Raw genomic sequence first — 2564 nt, 5'->3', positions numbered from 1 at the left:
GGCCCCGCCTGCGCCGCCCGCCCCGCCCGCCGAGGCCTGATCTCGCTCGACAAGGCTTGACCTGACCGATTCCCCGCCGGAAAGGGGATCGTATGGCCGCGCTTCCCGTCGATCCGCATCTCTACGCCGCCTTTCTCGGCGTCATGGCCGTCATGGCGATCACGCCCGGCCCCGCCAACCTGTTCGCCGTGGCGACCGGCATGGAGAAGGGCCGCGCCTCGGCCCTGATCGGCGTGGTCGGCATGAACGCCGCCACCCTGGTCTGGTTCGGCGCCGCCGCCCTCGGCCTCGGCGCCCTGGTCGCCGCCTTTCCTCAGGTCTTCCGCCTCATCGCCGTGCTCGGCGCCCTCTATGTCGCCTGGCTGGGGATCAAGGCCCTGCGCGGCGCCTTCGCCACCGCCGCCGAGCCGGATCACGTCGAGGTCCGGCGCGGCCGCAGCGCCCTGATCGACGGCTTCACGGTCCAGATCGCCAATCCCAAGGCCATCCTCTTCTTCACCGCCGTCCTGCCGCCCTTTCTGGACATGAACCGCCCGCTCGCGCCCCAGCTGGCCCTGTTCGCCCTGGCCACCATCGGCATGGACCTGCTGTCGATGAGCGCCTACGGCCTCGGCGGCGCGGCCCTGGCGGACCGGATGAACCAGCCTCGCTTCAAGCGCGGCTTCGGTATTTTCGTCGGCGCGCTGCTGATCCTTGCGGCCCTCCTGATCGTAACCAGATTGCACGGTTAGATCATTTAGGTCCGTGATAAGGAACTTGGCCGTTCACGCCTCGTTCAGAACCACGGACGTTCTATGGACGTTCAAGGAGAACCTCCCATGAAACATCTTCGCAAAGCTCCGGTTCTGCTCGCGGTCGCAGGAGCCCTGGCCCTGGGCGCCTGCGCCACCGCCACCCCCTATCAGCCGGCGGGCTACAACGGCGAGCGCGGCGGCTACGCCGAGCAGCGGCTCGAGGCCAATCGCTACAGCGTCAGCTTCTCGGGCAACTCGGTCACCTCGCGTGACCAGGTCGAGATGTCGCTGCTGCTGCGCGCGGCCGAACTGACGGTCGAGAACGGCTACGACTGGTTCGCCACCGTCACCCGCGCCACCGACCGCGACACCCGCTTCTATTCGACGCCCGATCCCTTCTACTACGACCGCTATGGTCCCTACTGGGGTCCGTCGTGGCGCTTCTACCAGCGCGGCTACTGGAGCACCTGGGACCCCTACTGGGGTCGTGACCGCGACATCCGTCAGGTCGACCGCTACGAAGCCACGGCCGAGATCGTCATGGGCCGCGGCGCCAAGCCCGCGGGCGACCCCAACGCCTTCGACGCCCGCGAGGTCATCAACAACCTCGGCCCGCGCGTGCTGCGGCCTGTCTCCAAGTAAAGGGCGCTATCGCTCGCCGCGCGGCGGCTCGCTGCTTGAGCGCAGAGCGATAAGGACCTGAACTGAAAACGCCCGCCTCAGTCGATGAGGCGGGCGTTCTGCTGTCTGGGGTACGGCCTCAAGTAGCCCGAAGGGCGATAGGCCCCTGAAAAATGTCAGCCGACGCGAGGCGTTTTAAGCCGGCGCTTGTTGGCATGGGTCGCCGGCGCCGTGCCGAGCGCTTCCGGCACCTCGCCCTTGAAGTAGAAGCGCTGCCAGGCCTCCTTGGCCGCGTCGGGATCGCCCGAAGCCAGGCGGGTGTTGAAGTCGGTGCGCGCCCGGTTCCAGGCGTCGAACTGGCCCTTCATGCCGGGATTGGAGTCCAGCGAGCGGATCACCGGCTCGAACGCCTCCACCTTCCTGTGCTCGATCGGCAGGATGAAACAGAAGGGCTCGCCCTTTTCGAACTTGACCTTGCCCGGCCGCGTGAAGATCCAGTTCATGGTGAAGGGGAAGGGCAGCCAGTCGGTCTCGATCAGGCCCGTCAGCGGCTGGATGCCGTCCTTGACGTGGTTGGGCGACCCTTGCGCCAACATCCCCCAGCCCGGCGGCGTCCTGAACAGATACTGCGGGTGCATGGTCAGCACCCCGCGCGAGAAGTGCGAGGTGACGAAGTGGTCCAGCTCCGGCTGGGGCCGGTCGGGCGTGATCTTGATGTCGGACTGGGCCGGGCCGCCGTTCCATTCAGCGGTGAAGCCGAACGGGACCAGGATCTCCCACCCCGTGGTGTTGGCCATGGTCAGCGGCAGACAGCGATAGGGATGCCGGCTGGCGAAGGCGTCCATCCAGTTGCGCGACTGGCGGCCCGGCACCAGGTCGCACGGCCGGGGGCTCATCGGATAGCATTCCAGTTCCAAGACGCGGCTCCCAAACAGGTCGAACAGAGGGTAACGATGATGTCCCTCCTATCGCCCCCGCCGCCCGCCCGACAAGGCCGAGATGACCGACACCGCTTCCGACGTGACTGTTCCCGCCGCCGTCTTCCGCGTCGAGGAGGGGCTGGACCTCAAGGCCGACCTGCCGGGCCTGCACACCAAGAACCTGTTTCTCAAGGACAAGAAGGGCCGGCTGTGGCTGATCTCGGCGGCCCAGGACACGGTCATCGACCTGAAACGCGCCCACCGGACGCTCGGCTCCGACCGTCTCTCC

General features: G+C 67.4%; 4 protein-coding genes. 3 read left to right on the top strand and 1 reads right to left on the bottom strand.

Annotated features, from left to right (window positions below):
- The first annotated feature begins 92 nt into the window (after window positions 1-92).
- Together HX774_RS06830 and HX774_RS06825 are read left to right on the top strand one after the other, a co-directional pair.
- Window positions 93-731 carry a LysE family translocator gene (locus tag HX774_RS06830; RefSeq protein ID WP_178825391.1) on the top strand — a complete coding sequence of 213 codons (639 nt, stop codon included), beginning with the start codon at window positions 93-95 and terminating at the stop codon, window positions 729-731.
- A gap of 87 nt (window positions 732-818) precedes the next feature.
- The gene (locus tag HX774_RS06825) at window positions 819-1376 is read left to right on the top strand and encodes a hypothetical protein (protein WP_114818365.1); all 558 of its coding nucleotides are present in this window, start codon (window positions 819-821) and stop codon (window positions 1374-1376) included.
- 155 nt (window positions 1377-1531) lie between these two features.
- Here HX774_RS06825 and HX774_RS06820 read toward each other — a convergent pair whose 3' ends face one another.
- On the bottom strand, window positions 1532-2272 hold the full coding sequence (locus HX774_RS06820; protein WP_114818366.1) for a DUF6065 family protein: 741 nt from the start codon (window positions 2270-2272) through the stop codon (window positions 1532-1534).
- A gap of 82 nt (window positions 2273-2354) precedes the next feature.
- Here HX774_RS06820 and HX774_RS06815 point away from each other — a divergent pair.
- Window positions 2355-2564: YbaK/EbsC family protein (locus tag HX774_RS06815; protein WP_304488857.1), on the top strand; the 210-nt coding region annotated here is incomplete at its 3' end.

The organism is Brevundimonas sp. P7753, from assembly GCF_013386595.1.
Classification (GTDB): Bacteria; Pseudomonadota; Alphaproteobacteria; order Caulobacterales; family Caulobacteraceae; genus Brevundimonas; species Brevundimonas bullata.
The sequence above is the reverse complement of the archived record's forward strand: the minus strand, read 5'-3'. Positions and strand labels throughout refer to the sequence as shown.